The sequence below is a fragment of the Aquipseudomonas guryensis genome (genome assembly GCF_014164785.1).
GTDB classification, from domain to species: domain Bacteria; phylum Pseudomonadota; class Gammaproteobacteria; order Pseudomonadales; family Pseudomonadaceae; genus Aquipseudomonas; species Aquipseudomonas guryensis.
On sequence record NZ_JACJFN010000002.1, the window covers coordinates 686,209 to 703,367 of the forward strand.

Annotated in this window: 13 protein-coding genes; 11 read left to right on the forward strand and 2 right to left on the reverse strand. The window is 64.6% G+C overall.

Features of this window, described 5'->3' with window-relative positions; translation table 11 throughout:
- Nucleotides 1-49 precede the first annotated feature (49 nt).
- The 8 genes from H3H45_RS10960 (at nucleotide 50) to H3H45_RS10995 (ending at nucleotide 11,227) form a co-directional block, all read left to right on the forward strand.
- On the forward strand, nucleotides 50-1,132 hold the full coding sequence (locus tag H3H45_RS10960; RefSeq protein WP_182833752.1) for an AI-2E family transporter: 1,083 nt from the start codon (nucleotides 50-52) through the stop codon (nucleotides 1,130-1,132).
- Nucleotides 1,133-1,387: 255 nt separating this feature from the next.
- Complete coding sequence (locus H3H45_RS10965; RefSeq protein WP_182833753.1) at nucleotides 1,388-2,962, forward strand: YdgA family protein; 1,575 nt, start codon at nucleotides 1,388-1,390, stop codon at nucleotides 2,960-2,962.
- Between the two features lie 377 nt (nucleotides 2,963-3,339).
- Nucleotides 3,340-3,429, forward strand: coding sequence for a K(+)-transporting ATPase subunit F (gene kdpF, locus H3H45_RS10970; protein ID WP_182833754.1), 90 nt, complete (start codon nucleotides 3,340-3,342; stop codon nucleotides 3,427-3,429).
- 8 nt (nucleotides 3,430-3,437) lie between these two features.
- Nucleotides 3,438-5,138: a potassium-transporting ATPase subunit KdpA gene (gene kdpA / locus H3H45_RS10975; protein ID WP_182833755.1), complete on the forward strand. Its 1,701-nt coding sequence runs from the start codon at nucleotides 3,438-3,440 to the stop codon at nucleotides 5,136-5,138.
- A gap of 12 nt (nucleotides 5,139-5,150) precedes the next feature.
- Nucleotides 5,151-7,211, forward strand: a complete 2,061-nt coding sequence (kdpB, locus tag H3H45_RS10980; RefSeq protein ID WP_182833756.1) for a potassium-transporting ATPase subunit KdpB — start codon at nucleotides 5,151-5,153, stop codon at nucleotides 7,209-7,211.
- 97 nt (nucleotides 7,212-7,308) lie between these two features.
- Complete coding sequence (gene kdpC / locus H3H45_RS10985) at nucleotides 7,309-7,884, forward strand: potassium-transporting ATPase subunit KdpC (RefSeq protein WP_182833757.1); 576 nt, start codon at nucleotides 7,309-7,311, stop codon at nucleotides 7,882-7,884.
- The gene (locus H3H45_RS10990) at nucleotides 7,881-10,538 is read left to right on the forward strand and encodes a sensor histidine kinase (RefSeq protein ID WP_182833758.1); all 2,658 of its coding nucleotides are present in this window, start codon (nucleotides 7,881-7,883) and stop codon (nucleotides 10,536-10,538) included. Before kdpC ends, H3H45_RS10990 begins: the two co-directional genes overlap by 4 nt.
- A complete protein-coding gene (locus tag H3H45_RS10995; RefSeq protein ID WP_182833759.1) occupies nucleotides 10,535-11,227 on the forward strand; it encodes a response regulator in 693 nt (230 codons plus the stop codon). Before H3H45_RS10990 ends, H3H45_RS10995 begins: the two co-directional genes overlap by 4 nt.
- A 53-nt stretch (nucleotides 11,228-11,280) precedes the next feature.
- On the opposite strand, the gene H3H45_RS11000 is transcribed toward H3H45_RS10995, so the two are convergent.
- Nucleotides 11,281-12,288, reverse strand: a complete 1,008-nt coding sequence (locus tag H3H45_RS11000) for a patatin-like phospholipase family protein (RefSeq protein WP_182833760.1) — start codon at nucleotides 12,286-12,288, stop codon at nucleotides 11,281-11,283.
- Nucleotides 12,289-12,490: 202 nt separating this feature from the next.
- Here H3H45_RS11000 and H3H45_RS11005 point away from each other — a divergent pair, with 202 nt between their 5' ends.
- Both H3H45_RS11005 and H3H45_RS11010 read left to right on the forward strand, forming a co-directional pair.
- The gene (locus tag H3H45_RS11005; protein WP_182833761.1) at nucleotides 12,491-12,775 is read left to right on the forward strand and encodes a hypothetical protein; all 285 of its coding nucleotides are present in this window, start codon (nucleotides 12,491-12,493) and stop codon (nucleotides 12,773-12,775) included.
- An 11-nt stretch (nucleotides 12,776-12,786) separates the two neighbouring features.
- The gene (locus tag H3H45_RS11010; RefSeq protein ID WP_182833762.1) at nucleotides 12,787-13,395 is read left to right on the forward strand and encodes a flavin reductase family protein; all 609 of its coding nucleotides are present in this window, start codon (nucleotides 12,787-12,789) and stop codon (nucleotides 13,393-13,395) included.
- Here the strand turns inward: H3H45_RS11010 and H3H45_RS11015 are convergent.
- Nucleotides 13,373-16,072 carry an HAD-IC family P-type ATPase gene (locus H3H45_RS11015; protein WP_182833763.1) on the reverse strand — a complete coding sequence of 900 codons (2,700 nt, stop codon included), beginning with the start codon at nucleotides 16,070-16,072 and terminating at the stop codon, nucleotides 13,373-13,375. The two genes, H3H45_RS11010 and H3H45_RS11015, sit on opposite strands and share 23 nt — an antisense overlap.
- A gap of 167 nt (nucleotides 16,073-16,239) precedes the next feature.
- Between H3H45_RS11015 and H3H45_RS11020 the strand changes: the two genes are divergently transcribed.
- Nucleotides 16,240-17,157, forward strand: a complete 918-nt coding sequence (locus H3H45_RS11020; RefSeq protein WP_182833764.1) for an AAA family ATPase — start codon at nucleotides 16,240-16,242, stop codon at nucleotides 17,155-17,157.
- Nucleotides 17,158-17,159 lie beyond the last annotated feature (2 nt).

The window sequence follows — 17,159 nt, forward strand, 5'->3', positions numbered from 1 at the left end:
TGTCGGGTCGCCTGGCGGCCCATCGAGATCTTTTTGCAGGACCTTTGCAATGCTTAACAATGATCGCCTGCTGGTACAGATCCTCCTGCTGGTGTTGCTCGGCGCTTGCGCCTGGGTACTGGCACCGTTCTTCTCGGCGCTGTTCTGGGCTGGCGTGCTGGCCTTCGCCAGCTGGCCGCTGATGCGCTTGTTGACCCGAGCACTGAATGGCCGGGAAAACACCGCGGCCGCCATTCTCACCGCCTGCTGGATGGTGCTGGTAGCGGTGCCGCTGGTCTGGCTGGGCTTCAACCTGGCCGACCATGTCCGTGATGCGACCGAGCTGTTCAAAGGCTTTCAGGTCGATGGCCTGCCGGATCCTCCGGGCTGGCTGGGTGGCCTGCCGCTAGTGGGCGAACGCCTAGTCGGGCTGTGGAACCGTATCGACGAGGAGGGCGTGGCCCTGTTCGCCGCGATCCGGCCTTATCTGGGCCAGGTCGGTAACTGGTTGCTGGCCCGCAGCGCACAAGTCGGTGGGGGCATGCTCGAACTGGTGCTGAGCCTGATTCTGGTGTTTTTCTTCTACCGTGACGGCCCGCGTATGGCGGCCTTCGTGCAAAGCATGCTGCAGCGTCTGATCGGCGAGCGTGCCGGGCATTACCAGGAACTGGTGGCCGGCACCGTACAGCGGGTGGTCAACGGGGTGATCGGCACCGCGGCGGCGCAGGCCGTGCTGGCGCTGATCGGTTTCTATATCGCCGGGGTGCCCGGCGCCCTGGTACTGGCCATTATCACCTTTGTGCTCAGCCTGATCCCCATGGGTCCGCCGCTGGTCTGGATCCCGGCCACGGCCTGGCTGGTCAGCCAGGGCGAGTACGGCTTCGCGGTGTTCCTCGGTCTCTGGGGCATGTTTGTCATCAGTGGCGTGGACAACGTCCTCAAACCCTACCTGATCAGCCGCGGCGGCAATCTGCCACTGGTGGTGGTACTGCTCGGTGTGTTCGGCGGCATTCTGGCCTTCGGTTTCATGGGCCTGTTCCTCGGTCCGACCCTGCTGGCCGTGGCCTTCAGTCTGCTTGGCGATTGGGTCAGCCGTGAGCCGAAGGAGTCCGTGCAGGCCGTGAGCATGGTCAGCGAAGAAAACCGCGATTGATCCCGCAGTACCGGCGTTTGCTTGTGTCTGCTGGCCTGTCGGGTTGTTCGACCGGGTTGGCATCCTGTGCAATTTCTTGCCAGCCCTGCCTTGGTCGCAGGCTTTGTCCGGTGTTAGCCTTGCAGCGCTTTGTCGCTGCCTCAGGCAGTTGAAGCCGGGGCAGCAGCCTCGCCTCAGCCCGCGCAACAGCTCGTTAGAGGCTTTGCGGGCGCAGGGAAGAACAACACCACACAACGGACAATCGCGAGTCATTCCATGAAAAAATCTGCAGGCATTGCGGTAGGCGTCATCCTGGCCATTGGGGCATTGGGCACGGCTGGGGCCTGGTACACCGGCCAACAACTTCCCGCGCTGCTCGACACCTCGATCAAGCAGGCCAACGAGGAAATGGCCAAGACCCTTCCTGCCGTTGGTATCAGCGTCTCGATCGAGCTGCTGTCGCTGGAGCGCCAGTTCTTCAGCAGCAATGCGCGCTACCGCGTCAAGTTCTCCGGTTCGCTGGATGGCGAGTCGCCGAGCAACCTGGAGTGGGTGGTCACCGATCGCATCGAACACGGCCCGTTCCCGCTGTCGCGCCTGCAGGCCTTCAAGCTGATGCCGGTCATGGCCACCAGCAACTACGCGCTGGAACAGAGCCCAGAACTGGAAAAATGGTTCGCCGCCAGCAACGGTGTGTCGCCGCTCAATGGCCAGGTCAGCCTCGGCTATGACCGTTCCTTCGACGGCAACCTGCAACTGCAGCCGCTCAAGGCCGCCCTGGACGCAGAAAGCACGCTCGAGTTCAGCGGCCTCAACATCGACTTCGACAGCAGCGCCGATGCCCAGGAAATCAGCGCCAATGGCCTGATGGACAGCCTGAAGATCACGTCCACGCTGGATAACGCGCAGAACATGACCCTGCAGTTCAAGGGCCTGACCCTGGACAGCGAAGCGCACAAGGGCAGCAGCGATTTCTACCTGGGCAACAACGAAGTGCGTCTGCAGAGCATCGAGCTGCTGCTGGGCGACAGCCAGCCGATCCTGCTCAAGGATTTCGTCCAGCGTGACGAAACCACCGAGAGCGACAACAAGCTGTCCGCTCGCTACAGCTACGACATCGGCATGATCAGCTACCAGGGCAACGACATCGGCGGCTCGCAGATGATCTGGGGCGTGAAGAACCTCGATGCCACGGCACTGCAATCGCTGGTCGAACTGTATGGCGAGCTGCTTCAGGCCGGCCAGGTCGACAGCGAAACCGGCATGCCCGAGTTGAGCGCAGAGCAAACCGCACTGTTCAAGGCCGACATCGAGACGCTGCTGGCCGGCAAACCGAGCCTGGCCCTGGAAAAACTCTCGTTCAAGACCGCCAACGGCGAAAGCAGCTTCAGCCTGGCACTGGACCTGAACAAGCCCGAGTCCTTTGAACTGCCGGCACCGGAACTGGCCAAACAGCTGATTGCTCAGCTGGACGCCAAACTGCTGGTGTCCAAGGCCATGATCGGTGACGTGGTGGGTGTGCAGGCGGCCATCGGTGGCGAGACCGACAAAGAAGCCATTGCCCAGCAGGCCACGATGATGAGCGACATGGCCAGCGGCATGGCGGTGGCCACCGAACTGGCCACCATGGAAGGCGATAACATCGTTTCCAGCCTGCATTACGCCAACAATCAGGTGAACTTCAACGGCAAGCAGATGAGCGTCGAAGAGTTCGTCGCCATGGCCTTCGCCACCGGTGGTGGCCTGGGGGCTGGCATGGGCGGCGATATGTCGGAAGAGGCTCCGGTCATCGAAGACCCGGCACTGATGGATAGTGAAGGTGCCGCCGAGGAAACCTCGATCGAGCAATAAGCACTGTCGGGTGACCTTTGTCGCCCGCCGCTTGAACAACGGCCAACCCACCTGCAGCCGCAGGTCGGTTGGCCGTTCTGTTTCTGGCCGAGCTATTCAGCTGCCCGCCATTGCTCGACGAGTCGCTGGTACAGCTGCCGCATTGTTTGAGAACCGGCTCAAGTCGTTTGCTTGCGCATAACCGCCCTGGCTTCGCGCAGGGGCCAGCAACGCTGGTATCGACAACCTTTCAAGGCCTGCCCAAGTCGGCCGCAGCCAGTTCCAGGCACTTCTTTACGCTTTCTTTATGCCGCGCCACGGGCTCGGCACTCGTTCCTTTACGCCCTCCCTGCCGAAAATTCGCTCAAGCGGTAACCACCGCAACAAGGAGCACACACATGAGCATTCTCGACGGGGTGTCACTCGGCCTGGCCGTGGGACTTTTTATTTATTTGCTGGTTGCGCTGCTGCGCGCCGAGCGTAGCTAGGAGGCGCCATGCAAGTCCAAGACTACTGGCTGATCCTGGCCTTCTTCGTGCTGGTATTGCTGCCGGCACCATTCCTCGGGCGCTACCTGTTCCGCGTGATGGAAGGGCAGAGGACCCTGCTGAGCCCCGTGCTCGAACCCGTCGAGCGGCTTTGTTATCGCCTGGCCGGCATCGACAGCCAGGCCGAGCAGGACTGGAAAACCTACAGCCTGGCGCTGCTGGCCTTCACCCTGGTCAGCCTGCTGGCGCTGTTTTCCATCCTGCTGCTGCAAGGCATGCTGCCGCTTAATCCACAGGGCTTCGCTGGCCTGGAGTGGACCCTGGCGTTCAATACCGCAGTGAGCTTCGTCACCAACACCAACTGGCAGGCCTACAGCGGCGAGGCAGCACTCAGCTACTTCAGCCAGATGGTCGGCCTCGGTGTACAGAACTTCGTCAGCCCGGCGGTCGGCCTGGCTGTGCTGGTGGTGTTCTGCCGCGGCATCGCCCGTCGTTCGAGCAACAGTGTCGGCAACTTTTGGGTCGACCTGACTCGCGCCACGCTCTACGGTTTGCTGCCGTTCTGTCTGCTGCTGGCGATTTTCCTGGTGTGGCAAGGGGTGCCGCAGACCTTCCTCGAATACGTGACGGCGCACACCCTGACTGGTACTGATCAGGTCGTACCGCTGGGTCCTGCTGCCAGCCAGATCGCCATCAAGCAGCTGGGCACCAACGGTGGTGGCTTCTTCGGCGTCAACTCGGCGCATCCGTTCGAGAACCCGACGGCCTGGAGCAACCTGTTCGAGACCGCCTCGATCATCCTGATTCCGGTGGCGCTGCTGTTCACCTTCGGCCACTACGTCAAGGACCTGCGCCAGAGCCGGGCGCTGCTGGCCTGCATGCTGATTCTGTTCAGCATCGGCCTGGGCGGCACCCTGTATGCCGAGCATCAGCCGAACCCGGCGCTGAGTGCGTTGCCGATTGAGCAGGGCGGCTCTTTGGAGGGCAAGGAAAGCCGCTTCGGCACCACGGCCTCGGCGTTGTGGGCGGTGACTACCACGGCGGCCTCCAACGGCTCGGTCAACGCCATGCACGACAGCTTCAGTGCACTGGGCGGGATGATCCCAATGTTCAACATGATGCTCGGTGAGGTGATCTTCGGCGGCGTGGGCGCAGGGCTCTACGGCATGTTGCTGTTCGTCCTGATCGCGGTATTCCTCGCCGGCCTGATGATCGGCCGTACCCCGGAATACCTCGGTAAGAAGCTGGAAGCCCGCGAAGTCCGCCTGCTGGTGGCCACCCTGCTGGTGATGCCGGTCGGTGTGCTAGTACTCGGCGCCCTGGCCGCCAGCCTGCCGGGCCCGGCTGCCTCGGTGAGCAACCCAGGTGCCCACGGTTTCAGCCAGATTCTTTACAACTACACCTCCGGCGCGGCCAACAACGGATCGGCGTTCGGTGGCTTCGGCGCCAATACGCCGTACCACAACCTGATGATCGGCCTGGCCATGCTGATCGGTCGCTTCGGCTACATCCTGCCGATCCTCGCCATCGCTGGCAGCCTGGCGGCGAAGAAGCGCGCACCGGTGGGCAGCAACAGCTTCCCGACCCATGGCCCGCTGTTCGTCACCCTGCTGACCCTGACCATTCTGCTGGTTGGCGGCCTGACCTTCCTGCCGGCACTGGCCCTGGGCCCGATTGCCGAGCACCTGACCCTGTTCCAGGGCTTCTAAGGGAGAACCATGATGAATGCCCGTACCGAACCACATAAACAGGCGCTGAAAGACGCCAAACAACAGCCGAAAACCTCCCTCGCCGCGCTGTGGCAGCCGGCGCTGCGCCAGGCTTTCGTCAAGCTCGATCCGCGCCAACTGCTGCGCTCTCCGGTGATGCTGGTGGTCGAACTGACTGCCGTGGTGACCACCGTGCTGTGCTTTATCCCCAACCCACAGGTTTCTACCGGCCTGGCCGTGCAGATCGCCCTGTGGTTGTGGTTCACCGTGCTGTTCGCCAACTTCGCCGAGGCGCTGGCCGAAGGCCGTGGCAAGGCCCGCGCCGACAGCCTCAAGGCCGGTAGCCAGGGCCTGAATGCGCGGCGCAAGAGTGGTCAGCAGTTCGAGACCGTGGCGGCCAGCAGCTTGCGTAGCGGCGATATCGTCCGCGTCGAAGCCGGCGAGCTGATCCCCGGCGACGGCGAAGTCATCGAAGGCATCGCCGCGGTCAACGAAGCGGCCATCACCGGTGAGTCCGCGCCGGTGATCCGCGAGTCCGGTGGTGACCGCTCGGCGGTGACCGGCAATACCCGCGTCGTCTCCGACTGGCTACTGGTAAAGATCACCGCCAACCCGGGCGAGTCGACCCTGGACCGGATGATCGCCCTGGTCGAAGGCGCCAAGCGGCAGAAGACGCCCAACGAAGTGGCGCTGGATATCCTGCTGATCGGCCTGACCCTGATCTTCCTGTTGGTGGTGGCTACCCTGCAGCCATTTGCCCGCTATGCCGGTGGCGACCTGCCGCTGGTGTATCTGGTGGCGCTGCTGGTGACCCTGATTCCGACCACCATCGGCGGCCTGCTCTCGGCCATCGGCATCGCTGGCATGGACCGCCTGGTGCGCCTCAATGTGATCGCCAAGTCCGGCCGTGCGGTGGAAGCCGCCGGTGATGTGCATGTGCTGTTGCTGGACAAGACCGGCACCATCACCTTCGGTAACCGTCGTTGCAGCGCGATGATCAAGGCGCCTGGCGTATCCGGCAAGGATCTGACGGAAGCTGGGCTGCTGGCTTCGCTGGCCGACGACACCGCCGAGGGCAAGTCGATCGTCGAGTACCTGCGCGCTTTGAGCCCGATGCAGGAGCCGGAGCGCAGTGCGATCAAATCGATTGCCTTCAGTGCCGAGACGCGTCTGTCCGGAGCCGACTGGAATGGCCACAGCTACCGCAAGGGTGCGGTGGATGCGGTGCTCAATTACCTGGGCATGAGCCGCGATGAAGTGCCGGCACCGCTGGCCCGCGAGATCGAGAAGATCGCCCAGAGCGGTGGTACGCCGCTGCTGGTGGCTGGTGATGCACGCCTGCTGGGCGCCATTCACCTCAAAGACGTGGTCAAGCCGGGCATCCGCGAGCGTTTCGCCGAACTGCGCGCCATGGGCATCCGCACCGTGATGGTCACCGGTGACAACCCGCTGACCGCCGCTGCGATTGCCGCCGAAGCGGGTGTGGATGACCTGATCGCCGAAGCCACCCCGGAGAAGAAGCTGCAACGCATCCGCTCCGAACAGGCCGAAGGCAAGATGGTCGCCATGTGTGGCGACGGTGCCAACGACGCGCCGGCGCTGGCCCAGGCCGACGTTGGCCTGGCGATGAATGACGGTACCCAGGCCGCCCGCGAGGCCGCCAACCTGGTCGACCTCGACTCCGACCCGACCAAGCTGCTCGACGTGGTGCAGGTGGGCAAGGAGCTGCTGGTGACCCGTGGCGCGCTGACCACCTTCTCGGTAGCCAACGACGTGGCCAAGTACTTCGCCATCCTCCCGGCGCTGTTCGCCGGCATCTACCCGCAGCTGGGGGCGCTCAACCTGATGCAGCTGCACAGCCCGCAGAGCGCGATTCTCTCGGCCATCGTGTTCAACGCGCTGATCATCGTCGCGCTGATTCCGCTGGCCCTACGCGGGGTGCGGGTGCAGGCCGCCGATGCCGCCAGCCTGCTGCGCCGCAATCTGCTGATCTACGGCCTGGGCGGCCTGCTGGCGCCCTTTGTAGGGATCAAGCTGATCGATGTGCTGCTGGTGGCCGTCGGGCTGGTTTAACCGAGAGCAGGGTGGCAAGCGTACAGCGCTTCCCACCCTGCAAGATGAGTCCGTAGCCCGGATGCAATCCGGGCTACACAGAATCTGGAGATCCATCATGCTCAAGCAAATCCGCCCAGCCCTCAGTGTGCTGGCCTTTATGACCCTGATTACCGGTGTCGCTTATCCGCTGGCCGTTACCGGCGTGGCGCAACTGGCGTTCCCCGAACAGGCCAACGGCAGCCTGGTGCTCGACGGCAAGGGTGCCGTGCGTGGCAGCGCTCTGCTGGCGCAGAACTTCGAAGGTGTCGAGTGGTTCCAGCCGCGCCCGTCGGCTGCCGCTTTCGCCACCGTATCCAGCGGTGCGAGCAACCTCGCACCGAGCAACCCGGCGCTGGCCGAACGCATCGGCAAGGATGCCCAACGTCTGGCGAGGGAAGGGCAGGGCCCTGTACCCATGCAACTGGTAACTACCTCCGCCAGCGGCCTCGACCCGCACCTGTCGCCGGCGGCAGCGCGCTTCCAGATTGCCCGTATCGCCGAGGCGCGTGGCATTCCGGCGGACAGCCTGGAGCGCCTGGTCGAGCAACATGTGGAACAACCGCTGGTGGGGCCGGCTGTGGTCAACGTACTGGCGCTCAACCTGGCCCTGGCCGACAATCGCGCCATCGCTTTCCATGAGACCACTCCATGAGTGACACCCAGCGCGCCGATGCCTTGCTGGCCGATATGCCCCGCGAGGGGCGTGGCCGGCTGAAAGTCTTCCTCGGCGCGGCGCCCGGCGTGGGCAAGACCTTCGCCATGCTGCAGGCGGCGCAGGCGCAACTGCGCCAGGGCGTCGACCTGCGCGTCGGGGTGGTGGAAACCCACGGCCGCGCAGAAACCGAAGCCATGCTCGCCGGCCTGCCGCAGCAAACGCAGCGCCATCTGGAATACCGTGGCGTGGCGCTGAACGAGATGGACCTCGACGGTATCCTCGCCAACCCACCGAAGCTGGTGCTGGTCGACGAACTGGCCCACAGCAATGCCCCCGGCAGCCGCCACAGCAAACGCTGGCAGGACGTGCAGGAGCTGCTCGAAGCCGGTATCGACGTCTACACCACGGTCAACGTGCAGCATCTGGAGGCGCTGAATGATCAGGTGCGCGACATCACTGGCGTGCAGGTGCGCGAAACCCTGCCGGACTGGGTGTTGCAGGAAGCTGACGAGATCCTGCTGATCGACCTGCCGCCGCGCGAGTTGCTCGAGCGCCTGCGCGAGGGCAAGGTGTACGTGCCGGAACAGGCACGCGCTGCCATCGACGCCTTCTTCAGCCAGACCAATCTCACCGCCCTGCGCGAACTGGCCATGCAGACTGCTGCGGCGCGGGTGGATGCCGACCTCAACCGGCGTTATCGCCTGCAGGGCCAGGAAGCGCCGACCGTGCGCGGCCGCCTGCTGCTCGGCATCGATGGCGATGCCCAGGCCGAGCGCCTGGTGCGGCATGCCAGCCGGGTTGCCGAACGCCGTCATCTGCCCTGGTCGGTGGTGCATGTGGACACCGGCGGCGAGCGTGACGAAACCCGCCTGGCTAATCTGCAGGCCGCCCAGCAACTGGCCGAGCGCCTGGGGGGCGAGGTGGTCAGTCTGCGCGGTAACTCGGTGGCCGATACCCTGCTCGAACATGCCCGCGAGCGCCGTGCCAGCCTGATCCTGGTCGGTCGCAGTCGCGCTCGCCTGCGTCGCCGCTGGCGCTTCGGTCTAGGCTTGGCCGAACGCTTGCTCAGTCTGGGCGTGGGCCTGGAAATAAGCGTGCTGGATACCGAGGTCGACCAGGCCCCGCCAATGCCGCGGGTCAGTCAGCCGCTGGTCTGGCGTGACTATCTGCTGGCGTTGCTAGCCACAGCTGGCGCCGCGGGTATTGCCCTGGGGCTTTCCCAGGTGCTGGAACTGCCGAATATCTCCCTGATCTTCCTCGCTGCCGTGCTGGTGGTGGCGGTGCGCAGCAGCCTGGGTCCGGCGCTGGCCTGTGCCGGGTTGTCGTTCCTGACCTACAACTTCCTGTTCATTCCGCCGACCTTCACCCTGACCATCGAACGCCAGGAGGATGTGCTGACCCTGCTGTTCTTCCTGCTGATGGCAGCCCTCACCGGTAACCTGGCCACCCGCCAGCGCCGTCAGTTGCAGGCCTTGCGCCAGACCCAGGCGGAAACTACCGCGCTGCTCGAACTGTCGCGCAAGCTGACCGCCGCCACCGACCGCCAGGCTGTGCTGGCAGCGGCGATGCAGCAGTTCGCCCTGTGGCCGGAAGTGGAAGTCAGCCTGCTGGCACGCAGCACAGACGGCGTGTGGAAAGTCGAAGCCGGCGCCCAGCGCCTGCTCGCCGAACAGGAGCGTGCCGCTGCCGACTGGTCATGGCAGCACGACCAGCCGGCCGGTCTGGGCACCGGCACCTTGCCGGGCGGGCGCTGGTGGTGGTGGCCGTTATCGGGCGAGGAGGGACCGCTGGCCTTGCTGGGGGTCTGCCCCAAGGATGGCAGCGCGTTGCCGCCGGAGCAGCGCCGCCTGCTCGCCGCGCTGGGCCAGCCGCTGACCCAGGCCCTGGAGCGGGCGCAGCTGGCCGAAGACCTGGAGGCCGCTCGTCTGCATGGGCAAACCGAAGAGTTGCGCAGCGCGCTGCTGGCCTCGGTGTCCCATGACCTGCGTACGCCGCTGACCGCCATGCGCGGCTCCATCGACAGCCTGCTGGCGTTGGGGGAACAGATTCCCCTGGCCGATCGCCGCGAGCTGCTGGAAGGCACCCGTGACGAAGCCGAACGGCTCGACCGCTATATCCAGAACCTGCTGGACATGACCCGCCTCGGGCATGGCGCCCTGAAGCTGTCGCGCGACTGGGTGGCGCCGGTCGATATCGTCGCCAGCGCCCTGCAACGCCTGCGCCCGGTGCTGGCGCCGCTGCAGGTCGAGACCGCGCTGCCTGCCGAGTTGCCGCTGCTCTATGTGCATGCCGCGCTGATCGAACAGGCGCTGGTCAATGTGCTGGAGAATGCGGCGCGCTTCTCGCCGAGCCAGGGCCGTCTGCGCGTAGCAGTGGAGGCGGATGGTGCCGAGCTGCGTTTCGTCGTCAGCGATCAAGGCCCGGGTATTCCCGAGCACGAGCGGGAGAAGATCTTCGATATGTTCTATACCGCGGCGCGTGGTGATCGCGGCGGCCAGGGCACCGGCCTGGGCCTGGCAATCTGCCAGGGCATGCTCGGCGCCCATGGCGGCCGCGTCACTGTCGGCGATGGCCTGGATGGCCGTGGCGCCAGCCTGACCCTGCACTTGCCGCTGCAGCCGCAACCCTTGCCAGAAGATGAGTCCGCATGACCAGCAATCCCTCGACCATCCTGGTGATCGATGACGAAGCGCAGATCCGCAAGTTTCTGCGTATCAGCCTCACCGCCCAGGGCTACAAGGTGCTGGAGGGTGCCAATGGCAGCGAGGGCCTGGCCCAGGCCGCGCTGGGTAAGCCGGACCTGGTGGTGCTCGACCTCGGCCTGCCGGACATGGACGGCCAGCAGGTGCTGCGCGAACTGCGTGAGTGGTCACAGGTGCCGGTGCTGGTGCTCTCGGTACGCGCCAGCGAAGGCGAGAAGGTCCTGGCCCTGGACGGCGGCGCCAATGATTACGTGACCAAGCCTTTTGGCATTCAAGAGTTTCTCGCTCGGGTGCGTGTACTGCTGCGCCAGGCCGGCGCGGGTGAGCAGCAGGAGGCGGTGGTCAGCAGCGGGCCGCTGAGCCTGGATTTCGCCTATCGGCGAGTGACCCTGGATGCTGTGGAAGTCGCCCTGACCCGCAAGGAATACGCAGTACTGGCCATGCTTGCCCGCCACCTCGGCCGCGTGGTGACCCAGCAGCAACTGCTCAAGGACATCTGGGGCCCCACCCATGTCGAGGACAGTCACTACCTGCGCGTGGTGGTTGGTCATTTGCGGCAGAAGCTCGGCGACGACCCAGCGGCGCCGCGCTTCATTCTCACCGAGGCCGGCGTCGGCTATCGGCTGCGCGAGCTGTAGGGTGGGGGGAACCCGCTTAGCGAAGCCTGCGCGGTTTCCGACCCTACGAAACGCTACGGATGGTCGCGCTCGTACTTGTCGAGGGTATCGCTGGCGATCTGCCGGCCGAGCATGATCAGTTCCGGAGCCTTGTGGAACTCGAAGAAGCGGCACACGCGCTTGGGCACGTTGATCAGGATATCCGGCGGGTAGCCGGCGATCTTGTACTGGGTCAGCGACGACTGCATGGCCTCGAAACTCTGGTTGACCAGTTCCAGCAGCGACGCGGGACCGACGTTGCCCAGCACGCGGGAGCTATTGGCCGATTTCGGTGCGGCTTCTTCCATCAGTGCTTTGGACTTGCTGGGGCGGCTTTCCAGCCAGGGATTGACCTCGACGGCCACATCGCCGTCCTCTTCCTCGTCACTGTCACGCTTGAGAAAGGGCAGGCGGGCGCTGAGCGAGCCCATCAAGTGGTCGATGCGCCCCTTGATCGCCGCCGGCCGTTCGATCACCGGCAGGTGGTACTGCTTCTGGTTGAGCGAGTTGAGGTTGACCGCCACGATCAGGTCGCAGTGGCTGGCCACCACCGGTACGATCGGCAGCGGGTTGAGCAGGCCTCCGTCGACCAGCATGCGATTACCCTGGGTGACCGGGGTGAACAGGCTGGGAATGGCTGCAGAAGCGCGCATGGCCTTGTGCAGGCAGCCTTCCTGAAACCAGATTTCCTGCTGGTTGGTCAGGTCGGTTGCCACTGCCGTATAGGGGATGGCCAGGTCCTCGATGTCGATCTCACCGACCATTTCGTGGATCTTGCCGAAGACTTTTTCGCCACGAATGGCGCCGAGACGAAAGCTCACATCGAGCAGGCGCAGCACATCGAGGTAATCCAGGCTTTCCGTCCATTCGCGGTACTCGCGCAATTTACCGGCAGCGTAGATGCCGCCGACCACTGCGCCCATGGAACAACCGGCAATGCAGCCGATCTCATAGCCGCGGGCCTCCAGCTCCTCGATCACGCCGATATGCGCATAACCGCGTGCGCCCCCTGAGCCGAGAACCAGGGCTACTTTTTTGCTCATTTACATTTCCCCCATACATGCCCTGACCATACCCTTGGTGCTACCTTGCGCCAAGGAGCGCTTTGCTAGAATTTGCCTGCAACGCAGCCAGCATTGGAAGCCTCTGCTGGTTCAGGCGGCACCTTGGCAAAAGCAAAGCTCGGGCACTTCTCGCCGCTTACGGCATCCCATACAAGAATCCGCTGTTCAGGAGCCTTACCCCATGAAGAATTTCACCTTGCTGACACTGCTCGTCATCCTCGTCAGTGGCTGTGCCGGTGCGAGCAAGACAGCTTATCGCGACAGCTGCGCCAACCAGCTGGATGCCGCCTGGCGCGAGCTGGATATTGCCAAGGCTGAAGGCTTTGCCGGTACGGTCAGCTACTCCAAGGCGTTGTCGCTGCTAACCGGGGCCAAGACCCAGCAGCAGTTCGAAGCCTTCGAAGGCTGTGCGGCCAAGGCGCAGAAAGCGCGTTTCTATATCCGTGAGTCGCGTGCCGGCCGTTGAGTGAGGGTGGCATGCAGCTCGATTTTAGAAGTTTGAGTGCACTGGAGGCCTACCGTTGGCTGGCCTCCACGGTTACTCCGCGACCGATAGCCTGGGTTTCTACGCAGTCGCGCGAGGGTATCAGCAACCTGGCGCCGTTCAGTTTCTTTCAGGTGATCAGCGATGATCCGCCTAGCCTGATGATCAATGTCGGTTCGCGTGACGATGGCAGCCTCAAGGACACCCTGCGCAACGTAAAGGACACCGGCGAAATGGTGATCCAGCTGGTGTCCTTCGCCCAGGCCGAGGCCATGAATGCCAGCGCCGCTCACTTGCCCCACGGCATCAGCGAGTTCGCCCACTGCGGCATTGCCAGCGTGTCTTCGACGCTGGTACGGCCACCCCGGGTAGCTGGCGCGGCAGTGACATTCGAGTGCCGCCTGCTGGAAGTACAGCCGTTCCCGCGGACCTCACCCAACTGTCACCTGATCTTCGTCGAGGTCCTGCTGGCACATATTGATGACGCCGTGCTCAACGAGCAGGGGCGGATCGATGCGCAGCGCCTGGACCTGGTCGGCCGCCTGGGCGGCAGCCAGTATTGCCGGACCCGCGATGTGTTCAGCCTGCAGCGCCCGAGTTAGCCAAGCGGCGCAGCAGGTATTTCTCCAGCTCAACCAGTGCGCAGCAGGCCGGCGCCATCGCCAGGCAGAGTCCCCAGCCGGCGATACTCAGGGAGGCCGTGCCGAACAATGCCTGTAGGGGCGCCCACTGGGTGAACGCCAGCTGCAGCAGCATGATGGTCGCGACCATGCCCCAGACCATCGGGTTGTCACGCAGGCTGAAGCGTGCCGGGCCGTGCAGCCGGCGACTACTGAACAGATAGCCGATCTCGCCGGCCACCAACGCGTTGACGGCCAGGCTGCGGCTGGCTTCCAGGCTCCAGCCCCAGTACTGGGCCGCAAGGAACAGGCCCAGGCTGGCTAGGGTCAGCAGCAGCGAAACGAAACCAACTTTCCACAACAGCGCCACGGACAGCAACGGTTCGCGGGGATCGCGCGGCGGCCGCAGCATCAGGTCCTGTTCGGCGGGCTCGAAGGCCAGCGCCAAGGCCAGGGTTACCGCAGTGACCATGTTCACCCAAAGAATCTGCAGCGGCGTGATCGGCAGGGTGAGCCCGAGGGCGAGGGCAACCAGCAGCACTAGCGCCTGGCCACCGTTGGTGGGCAGAATGAAGAGGATGGATTTCTTCAGGTTGTCGTAGACCGTGCGGCCTTCCTCCACGGCGTGGGCGATGGTGGCGAAGTTGTCGTCAGCCAGAACCATCTGCGCCGCCTCCTTGGCGGCCTCGGTGCCCTTGATGCCCATGGCGATACCGATGTCGGCGCGCTTTAGTGCGGGCGCGTCGTTGACTCCGTCGCCGGTCATTGCCACCCGTGCCCCGCAGGCTTGCAGGCGTTCGACCAGGCGTAGCTTATGGCTGGGGTCGGTACGGGCAAACACTGCCGTGGTGGCCAGGCGGGCATCTAGCTGGGCATCGTCGAGGCCATCGATTTCCGCCCCGGTCAGCGGTGCGTGACGACCCAGCCCCAGGCGTTCTGCGATGGCTGCTGCCGTTGCGGCGTGGTCTCCGGTGATCATCTTCACGGCGATGCCCGCACTGTGGCATTCAGCAATGGCCTGTATGGCTTCCTCGCGCGGTGGATCGATCATGCCGACCAGGCCGAGCAGGATGAAATCGCCTTCCAGGTCCTCGTAGGTCAGCTGGTTCGGCGAGGTGGGCAGGGGACGCAGGGCCAGCCCGAGCATGCGTAGTCCCTGGCTGGCACCTTCGCCCAGCATCCGGTGCCAGTAGCGCGGATCAATGGGCTCCGATGAACCTTCACGCCATTGGCGATTGCATACTTCCAGCAGCCGCTCCGGGGCGCCAACCAGGTAGATCAGGGCATGGCCGCTGTGGTCGTGGTGCAGGCTGGCCAGGCAACGCCGTTCGGAGCTGAAGGGAATGGCATCGACCCGCGGTAGGCGCGCGTCTTCATGCTCATGACGCAGGCTGAGCTTGCCGGCCAGGGTCAGCAGCGCCGCTTCAGTGGGGTCGCCGCTGATGCACCACTGCGCGTCGCTCAGGCACAGCGTGGCGCTGTTGGCCAGCAGCCCGGCGCGGGCCAGCTCGCGCAGGTCGTCGGCGCTGGCCAGATCGCACAGCTGATCATCGTCGCAGTGCACGCTGCCCTGCGGGGCGTAGCCGATCCCGTCGATCCGGTAGCGGTGGGCAGCGGTAAATACCTGCTGCACGGTCATTTCGTTGCGCGTCAGGGTGCCGGTTTTGTCGGAGCAGATCACTGTGACGGCCCCCAGGCTTTCCACCGCCGGCAGGCGGCGCACGATGGCTTGGCGCTTTGCCATGCGCTGTACGCCGAGGGCGAGGATGATGGTCAGCACCGCCGGTAGACCTTCGGGAATCGCCGCTACGGCCAGGCCGACAGCCGCCAGCAACATATCTTCGGCGCTATAGCCGCGTAGCAGGGTCCCAAAGGCGAAGGTCAGTACGGCCAGGCCGAGGATGACCAGGGTCAGGTGCTTGGCGAAGCGTGCCATGTCCGCCAGCAGTGGTGTCTGCAGGCTTTCCACCGCACTCAGCATGTTATTGATGCGGCCCAGCTCGGTATTGCCTGCCGTGGCTACCACCAGGCCGCTGGCGCTGCCCGTGCTGACCAGCGTACCGGAGTAGGCCATGCAGTGGCGGTCACCCAGGCTGGCATTGGCGGCAACGGCGGCGGACTGTTTGTCGGCCGGCACTGATTCACCGGTCAGCGCCGCTTCTTCGATGCGCAGGTCGCGGGTATCAAGCAGGCGCAGGTCTGCCGGTACCCGGTCACCCGCTTCCAGCAGCACCAGATCACCCGGCACCAGTTGTTCGGCGGGCACGCTCTGCGTCTGGCCGTCACGGCGTACCCGCGCCTCCAGGGTGAGCATTTTCTGGATGGCGCGCATGGCCTGTTCGGCCTTGCCTTCCTGGATGAAACCGATCACGGCATTGATCAGCACCACACCGAGGATCACGGCGCTGTCCAGCCACTCGCCGAGGAATACGGTGACCACGCAGGAGGCGAGCAACACGTAGATCAACAGGTTATGGAACTGCAGGGCCAGGCGTTTCAGCGCGCTGGGGCCCTGACGCTGGTGTAGCCGGTTGGGGCCGTGTTGCCGCAGCCGCTCGCTGGCTTCGGCATTGCTCAGGCCCGCTTGGCTGACCCGCAGTTGCTGCAGCGTTTCCTCGCCCGTGTGGGCGTGCCAGTCTGGCTGTGTGGGCATCTGCATGGCGCGCATCCTTTGCGGAGGTAGGCTCACAGGTTAGGTGCAGCAGGTTGAGTGGGCCTTGGTCTGGATCAACACAATGCTCAGAAGTTCGTGAGCAAAAATTACTACGGCCTATGCCAGGGCCTGACAGCGCAGTAGCATCGGCGTCTGACTAGAAGGAGTGATCGATGCGCACCAAGCTGGATGCCGTACTGCATGCTGTGAACCAGATTCTGCTGGGCAAGGAACCCCAGGTGCGCCTGGCGCTGACCTGCCTGCTGGCACGCGGGCACTTGCTGATCGAAGACCTGCCGGGTATGGGCAAGACCACCCTCAGCCAGGCCCTGGCCCGCATCCTCGGCCTGAGCTATCAACGCATCCAGTTCACCTCCGACCTGTTGCCCGGTGACATCCTCGGCACCTCTGTGTTCGACAAGGACAGTGGCCAGTTCACTTTTCACCCTGGGCCGATCTTTGCCGAGCTGGTGTTGGCCGACGAGATCAACCGCGCCACGCCAAAAAGCCAGAGCGCGCTGCTGGAGGCCATGGAGGAGGGCCAGGTGACCATCGAAGGCGCCACGCGCCCGTTGCCGGAACCCTTCTTCGTCATCGCCACGCAGAACCCGGTCAGCCAGGGCGGCACCTTTGCCTTGCCGGAATCGCAGCTCGATCGCTTTCTCATGCGTCTGTCCCTGGGTTATCCGGCCAGGGCTGCGGAAAAGGCCCTGTTGCTGGGCGAGGCGCGTCGCGACTTGCTGCCGAAGCTGGAACCGCTGCTCGACCATGCCGAACTGGCGGCCATCCAGGCGCTGATTCCCCAGGTGCGTGCCAGCGATGCGCTGGTCGACTACGTGCTGCGCCTGGTCGAGGCCACGCGCAGCGAGCCGCAGTTCGCCTGGGGGCTGTCGCCACGGGCCAGCCTGGCGCTGTTATCGGCGGCGCGGGCCTGGGCCTTCCTGGCCAACCGCGAGTACGTGATTCCGGAAGATGTGCAGGCCGTGCTGCCTTCGGTGGTCGGCCACCGCTTGCGCGAGCGCGCCGATCCGGCCGGGCATGGTGGTGGCTCGCTGGTGCAGTGGCTGCTGCGCGAGGTGCCGGCGGTTTGACC

Excerpts from the sequence above, each read along its gene's own strand:
- H3H45_RS10960 (WP_182833752.1), top strand. The coding sequence starts at position 50 with ATGCTTAACAATGATCGCCTGCTGGTACAGATCCTCCTGCTGGTGTTG.
- H3H45_RS10965 (WP_182833753.1), top strand. The coding sequence starts at position 1,388 with ATGAAAAAATCTGCAGGCATTGCGGTAGGCGTCATCCTGGCCATTGGG.
- kdpF (WP_182833754.1), top strand. The coding sequence starts at position 3,340 with ATGAGCATTCTCGACGGGGTGTCACTCGGCCTGGCCGTGGGACTTTTT.
- kdpA (WP_182833755.1), top strand. The coding sequence starts at position 3,438 with ATGCAAGTCCAAGACTACTGGCTGATCCTGGCCTTCTTCGTGCTGGTA.
- kdpB (WP_182833756.1), top strand. The coding sequence starts at position 5,151 with ATGAATGCCCGTACCGAACCACATAAACAGGCGCTGAAAGACGCCAAA.
- kdpC (WP_182833757.1), top strand. The coding sequence starts at position 7,309 with ATGCTCAAGCAAATCCGCCCAGCCCTCAGTGTGCTGGCCTTTATGACC.
- H3H45_RS10990 (WP_182833758.1), top strand. The coding sequence starts at position 7,881 with ATGAGTGACACCCAGCGCGCCGATGCCTTGCTGGCCGATATGCCCCGC.
- H3H45_RS10995 (WP_182833759.1), top strand. The coding sequence starts at position 10,535 with ATGACCAGCAATCCCTCGACCATCCTGGTGATCGATGACGAAGCGCAG.
- H3H45_RS11000 (WP_182833760.1), bottom strand. The coding sequence starts at position 12,288 with ATGAGCAAAAAAGTAGCCCTGGTTCTCGGCTCAGGGGGCGCACGCGGT.
- H3H45_RS11005 (WP_182833761.1), top strand. The coding sequence starts at position 12,491 with ATGAAGAATTTCACCTTGCTGACACTGCTCGTCATCCTCGTCAGTGGC.
- H3H45_RS11010 (WP_182833762.1), top strand. The coding sequence starts at position 12,787 with ATGCAGCTCGATTTTAGAAGTTTGAGTGCACTGGAGGCCTACCGTTGG.
- H3H45_RS11015 (WP_182833763.1), bottom strand. The coding sequence starts at position 16,072 with ATGCAGATGCCCACACAGCCAGACTGGCACGCCCACACGGGCGAGGAA.
- H3H45_RS11020 (WP_182833764.1), top strand. The coding sequence starts at position 16,240 with ATGCGCACCAAGCTGGATGCCGTACTGCATGCTGTGAACCAGATTCTG.